This window comes from Bacteroidota bacterium (genome assembly GCA_018831055.1).
Classification (GTDB): domain Bacteria; phylum Bacteroidota; class Bacteroidia; order Bacteroidales; family B18-G4; genus M55B132.
This window is the reverse complement of sequence record JAHJRE010000041.1, coordinates 1-5,019: the sequence shown is the minus strand read 5'-3', so window position 1 is coordinate 5,019 and position 5,019 is coordinate 1. Positions and strand designations below refer to the sequence as shown.

The following is a 5,019-nucleotide window of genomic DNA, read 5'->3' as shown; positions in this document are numbered from 1 at the left end:
TGTGAGGCACTGCATGGCAAGATACATGGCATTGGATGCGTCAATCATAAAGCCGCTGTCAGCATGGGACCGGGCTTCATAGAAGTAATCTACCGCATTCCTGCCAATAATGTTGATGATACCGAAGTGCAGGTTATCCAGCTTCCATCCTTTTTCATATTTTCCGTAGTTCAGGGTCAACAGGATGTCATCCTGGAGAAATTTTACCAGGATGAGTGATATGAACATTTCTTCATTCCCATAATGGTTATGCAGGATATATCTGTTATCGCCCCTTCCTGAAATAATGGTGTCGTAATTTTCTCTGTAAGGATTCAGGATGTAAAAACGATCCAGGTAACGAAAGTTGGTGTTCCTGATAAAAAAACCTGCTTCCCTGAAATTCGAATCAATGGTTTCAATATTCGTTCTCTCCAGGAATCCTGAAGAAAACAATGTTATAACCTTTTTGGAATCATTTTCCTTCAATGCATCAACGATCTTACTATCAAGAGCTTCCAGTTCCGTTTGAATATCCTGAGGTATCCTGTCGCCCCTGATAACCGATTCCACAGTTTGTGTTCCGGTGCAACCACACAGAACAGTAACCACAGAAAACAACAAAACGCAAAGATTTCTTATATTACTCATCGTACCGAATGATTCTGAGCAATTAACTCTGAAGATCACCAAAACTGCCATTTACCTCACAATTACCCGGCTCTTCGAGATCTCCCCGCTTGCAAGGCTGACGCTTACAACATACACACCCGGCTCCAGCCGGCTGACATCCAATCTGTGCTGACGGTCATTTATAATTGTATCAATGACCGTCCTTCCCTGAGCATCCGATAATCGAATCTCCGAAATATTTTCTTCCGCTTCAACAAAAAGCATTCCATCTGCGGGATTCGGATATACACGGATCATTTCCTTTTCGCCGCTTAATGGGATATTGATTCCTACTCCAACATCCAGGTTAACAACAGTCAGAAAATCGGGACCGGGCATAGCCACCCCGGCACACCCGTTTAATGATCCCATGGTCACCAGGTCCATCCTGGCCGGACTTGCCGGCAATTCAAACAAAGTATCGTTGTACAAAACACCGGGAGAAACCACATCTGTTCCAACCGTCAGGTATACAGGGGTACCGTTTGCAAACTCCACCTGGAATGCGCCTCCGTATGCATTCAAGTTAATGTTATCAACCAGGTCGCCGTTTTCAGGATCAACGGTAATCACGCCCTTGGTGTAGTAATTGCAAATATAGAACAGGTCCTCCTCCTCATTATAGCTCACATCGACCGGATATTCACCAACGGCGGGATTAGTTATGATTACTTCCGAAGCGGCCCCATCAACCCGGATGATGCTGTAAGTATGATCAAACAGGTTGCTTACGCAAGCTCTTGTCCCATCGTGGTTGAAGGCAATGGCCAGCGGAAAATCGCCAACGCTCAGATCAGCCACGATCTGGTTGGTTTCGGTGTCCATGATCTTCAGCTTATCATCGAAACTGGCGGCAACAAGCAAATAGTCTTCAGTTGGTGAGATCTCCACCCCACTGCGGATTCCGAAAAACGGGATATATACACCGATTACTCCACAGGGAACATTGGCAAGCAAGGATGAGGAAGCCCCGTCAAGTTGGATCACAGAAATAGAATTCGATTGAATGTTTGCTGCATATACACGATTCAACATTCGTGCATAGGTCAGCTCCATGGGCCGCTGGCCGGTATTAACTTCAGCTATCAACTCCATCGAAGGGATATCGATGATCTTAACTGTATGGTTATTATACCCTCCGCAAACAGCATAATTGTCATCCTGTGTGATAATTACATCATAGCAGGCTTCACCAAGATCAACTGTTCCGATGACTTCATTGTTTTCATAATCGATCAGGGAGCAGTTATATGAAAGATTATTCACTGTAACGGCCTTGTAATTACTGTTCAGCATGGCTACCCGGTAAGGGGCATCCCCCTCTGGCAGTTCACCGGAAAGGGAACTGCCGAGATACTGTATATTAGAAGGATCGCTGAAATCGAAATAATATGCCCCTTCATAAAGGAGAGGATCATAACTGAAAACATAATTGCCTACCGGAGAAACCAAACCCCAGGATTGGTTCAGCCCTGTGTACATGTCGGTCACGTTCTCCGTTTCCATATCCACGATCGAGAAATGATTCTGTCCGCTGACCACATAGCGGTGATCCGGAGAGATCCCCAGCCAAAAGGCGGTATATGTTCCTGTGAAGGTCTTGAAATCGTGGGTATTGAATTTTACCAGGGTGCTGGTATTGTTACCTGTTCCGATATACGCTTTGCTTCCATCTTGGTTTACAACCACTTCATTGGTCGACAGGGAATAGCCGGCCACCTCCACAGAGTCCTCCAACAGGAAGCCGGGAAATGACACCTGGTAAAGCTTTGCTACATTATCGGGATTTGCTGCGCATACGATACTTGCTTGGTCACCGGAGAAATTAAATGCTCTGGGATTTGCAATGGGGACTGTATTTGTGACTGTTCCTGAAGCTACATCGAAATACTGTAATTGATCCTGTCCATTGTGGATGATCAATCCTGTCCCATCCGGGGTAACGGCAAAATCGCTGTATTTGATCCAGTTTCTTCCCGACTGGGTGGACCAACTGAACGTTTGCAGATAAATGGGGAAATCTTCAATGGTATCGGTAACTGAAAGAGATTGTAAATCAATCTCCAGGCATACATCTTCAATATCGCAGGCAACATAAGCAATATCTGCAACGGGGGAAATATGTATCCTGCAGGGTTGTTCAAATACCGGCAGTGAATCCAGGATTGCATAAGTGGCAGCATCCAGGATATAAATACGGTCAGAAAACTGGCATCCCACCACTATGAAATTTGCGTTGGCATCAATGCAGGAGGGATAGTCTCCAAGTTTAATATTGGTATCGGCCGACATTGATGACCAGTCGAATATGCTTAGATAGTCTGTTCCCCGGTTGCTTAGATATATTTTTTCTCCTCCGGGTGAAAAGACCGCCTGTCCCATGTAATCGCCCTCAGGGATTACTCCGGGATCCATATCTTTTTGCAGCCATCTGGATCTCAAAACTTCATCCAGGCGGTCGTAACGATCCAATTCGATGGTTTGAATGGTTGGACCCCCATCCTGACTTACCATATTAACCAGGGCATCCTGGGAGAAAGAATAAATAAAGGTTAGGGTGAAGAAAAAAGTAAATAAAAGTTTCATGGGTAAATGTTTTATAAGCCAAATTAAAAAATTTATTCAGTCAATCAAATGGCCGGCTATCCTTTATAATACAGCAGCAGTTGCTTCAACTTCTATGAGGCAGCCATAATGCAGCTCTTTCACCGGTACTATGCAACGTGCAGGCCGGTGATCGGCAAAAAAACCGGCATAAATCCGGTTAACATCATCCCAAAAGGTGATATCCGAAATATATATCCTCATCTGAATGACCTGTTCTCTGGAACTTCCTGACTCATTTAACAGGTCATCAATTTTCTCCAGGACTAACGATGTTTGTTTATTAATGCCCTCAGGAACCTTTCCGGTCAACGGGTCCACCGGGAGTTGACCTGAAACATACAAAAGGCCGTTGTGCTCAATTACCTGTGAATAATGGCCTTTCGGCAGGGGTATGGCAGGAGTTGAAATTATTTTCATTTTTTTTGATTTTTCAGGGGGACAAATCACAAAAATGGGAACTAATGATTGAAACGATGCCGATAAAGATAGTGAAAGCATCTTATTCTGCCGGCACCTGTCGAACAGTTTTCCCGAAAACACGAAAGGAGGATAAAACATTCATCCGGGATACCCGGGGCTGGCAGTCCATTATCATTTCAAATCAAACTAATTGTTTAACTAAAACTGAAGAAAGATGAAAACTTTACTAAAAATTTCTGTTTTAGCCGTTGTATTGCTCATCGGCGTAACGTCAGCATTTGCTGACATTCAGATAACCGTTTATGGTAAGGGAGGGGTTGTTTACGATCCTCCGACAGGAACAACAAAAATTTGCCCTGAAATTTCCAAAGACAAATGCACGGACATTTTAATACCTGATTCCGGCCTTGATGGTGGTGTAAGTGGTTTGTATGGAACATTGGTTTACAAAGGCCAGTCGTACCAGGTCGAAATCATTGAAATGCCCAACCTGCACAAGACACCGGAAGGGTATGTCTGCCAGGGTATAGTCGTCAAAGGCGGAAACTTTAAAAACGAACTGCCATGAAAAATCTCTTGATTGTAGTAATCATCGCGTTATGCGGATGGTTATTTTCCGCGCAGCAGGCAGCAGCGCAAACGGATGTAACGGTGACAAAACTGGGAAAAGGCGGAGCGGTTTTTCAGAACGGATCCTGCAAGCTTTGCCCGCAGTTTTCTTTCAGGAAATGCTGCACGATCACGATCACCTGGTCCACCATCTGGAGCTGGATAACCGATGGCGGATCCTGGGACCCAAATGTTAATTCTGACCTGCCGATATCAGGAAATGCTGAAGTTTATGATGATACAGGCGCTGTCGTTGGTAATTATACTGTCAGAATCACCTGGATCAATCCAAATTCCTGTGCCGATGTGAATGGGAACTCTCTCATAGTAGAACAACAGGATATGGAGGTTGAGGTGGTGAATTAAGCGAGAGGGTGGCCTTTTTTAGGCCACCCACTTTTTTGTATATTTATTATCCATTAAACCTCATTATTATGCTGAAAAACATTATTATACTGTTTGCGCTCTGCCTGAGTGCTCTGTGCCTGGTTGCGCAGAATAATCCGATATCGGACGGCGATAGCCCTGAAGATGTGACCTCTGACCTCCATCATATGCTTCAATATCAGGGGACGGAACAAAATATCAAGGATTTTTTTCTGCACAGCGGAACGCAATTCCGCAACGATACCATTTATGCTATTCTTTTGCCACCTATGGGTTGCCCCAGGTGTGAAGGCATTATCAATCCATTTATTCTCAGATTAAAAAAACAGGATTCGTTAGCCGAAG

General features: G+C 44.4%; 6 protein-coding genes. 3 read left to right on the top strand and 3 right to left on the bottom strand.

What is annotated here, in order from left to right:
* The 3 genes from KKA81_02825 to KKA81_02815 form a co-directional block, all read right to left on the bottom strand.
* A partial coding sequence (locus tag KKA81_02825) for a hypothetical protein (GenBank protein ID MBU2649845.1) occupies positions 1-630 on the bottom strand: 630 nt, incomplete at its 3' end.
* 51 nt (positions 631-681) lie between these two features.
* Positions 682-3,237: a T9SS type A sorting domain-containing protein gene (locus tag KKA81_02820; GenBank protein ID MBU2649844.1), complete on the bottom strand. Its 2,556-nt coding sequence runs from the start codon at positions 3,235-3,237 to the stop codon at positions 682-684.
* 63 nt (positions 3,238-3,300) lie between these two features.
* A complete protein-coding gene (locus tag KKA81_02815) occupies positions 3,301-3,675 on the bottom strand; it encodes a RidA family protein (GenBank protein ID MBU2649843.1) in 375 nt (124 codons plus the stop codon).
* 217 nt (positions 3,676-3,892) lie between these two features.
* On the opposite strand from KKA81_02815, the gene KKA81_02810 reads away from it, so the two are divergent.
* The 3 genes from KKA81_02810 to KKA81_02800 form a co-directional block, all read left to right on the top strand.
* Positions 3,893-4,246 carry a hypothetical protein gene (locus KKA81_02810; GenBank protein ID MBU2649842.1) on the top strand — a complete coding sequence of 118 codons (354 nt, stop codon included), beginning with the start codon at positions 3,893-3,895 and terminating at the stop codon, positions 4,244-4,246.
* A complete protein-coding gene (locus KKA81_02805; GenBank protein ID MBU2649841.1) occupies positions 4,243-4,653 on the top strand; it encodes a hypothetical protein in 411 nt (136 codons plus the stop codon). Before KKA81_02810 ends, KKA81_02805 begins: the two co-directional genes overlap by 4 nt.
* Before the next feature lie 68 nt (positions 4,654-4,721).
* Positions 4,722-5,019 (top strand): hypothetical protein (locus KKA81_02800; protein ID MBU2649840.1); only part of this gene is annotated, 298 nt, incomplete at its 3' end.